The following is a 957-nucleotide window of genomic DNA, read 5'->3' on the forward strand; positions in this document are numbered from 1 at the left end:
GAAATGACCCACACCATCGAGGAATCCGCCGACGTTGACCAGCGTGGTTCCGGGGCGCTCCCCCTCCGGGTCGTAGAGGGCGGTGAGGTCCCAGCCTCGGTCGGCCGGGAACGCGCGCACCGCGTCCTCGCCCTCCGACAGCAGTCGCCACAGACCCTCTGGGTCCTGCACACCACCCGGGAACCGGCACGCCATCCCGACGATCACCACCGGATCGTCCGCTACCGCCACACCCACGAGCCCGGCCGCCGGCGTCTCCGCCTCGGTCACGGTGCCCAGCAACTGCTCCCGCAGATACCGCGCCAACGACACCGGCGTCGGATAGTCGAAGACCAGCGTCGCGGCGAGGCCGGAGACACCCGTCAACGCCGCCAGGGCGTTGCGGAGTTCGACCGCCGTGAGGGAGTCGATGCCGAGGTCGCGGAAGGCCCGCTCGGCGGCGACGGCTTCGGGGTTGGGGTAGCCGAGGACCGCGGCGGCGCAGGACTGCACCGTCTCCAGCAGGACGCGGTCCTGTTCGGCGGAGGTGAGCCCGGTCAGTCGGCCGACCAGTCCGGCACGGTCGTCGTACCCGACGGGCTGCGGGGTCGCCGCGGCGCCCTCCACCGCCGCGCGCGCCTCCGGCAGGGACCCGATCAGCGGGCTCGGACGGGTCATGGTGAAAGACGGTGCGAAGTCCGTCCAGTTGAGGTCGGCGACCATCACGGCGGGCGTCTCGGCGGCAACCGCGCGGGCGAGGACCTTCGTGGCGGCCTCGGCGTCCAACGGAAGCACTCCGCCGCGGCGCATACGCGAGGTCGATCCTGCGTCCTCGGCCATGCCGCCGTCGGCCCAGGGACCCCACGCGATCGAGGTGGCGGGCAGCCCCGCCGCCCGGCGCCGCTCGGCCAGAGCGTCCAGGAAGGCGTTGGCCGCGGCGTAGTTGCCCTGGCCTGCCGCTCCGATGCTCCCCGCGAA

At 73.2% G+C, this 957-nt stretch carries 1 protein-coding gene; it reads right to left on the bottom strand.

Features of this window, described 5'->3' with window-relative positions:
- A partial coding sequence (locus POF73_RS45770; RefSeq protein WP_272125472.1) for a beta-ketoacyl reductase occupies window positions 1-957 on the bottom strand: 957 nt, incomplete at both ends.

This window comes from Streptomyces sp. HD, from assembly GCF_028369295.1.
In the GTDB taxonomy this organism is placed as follows: domain Bacteria; phylum Actinomycetota; class Actinomycetes; order Streptomycetales; family Streptomycetaceae; genus Streptomyces.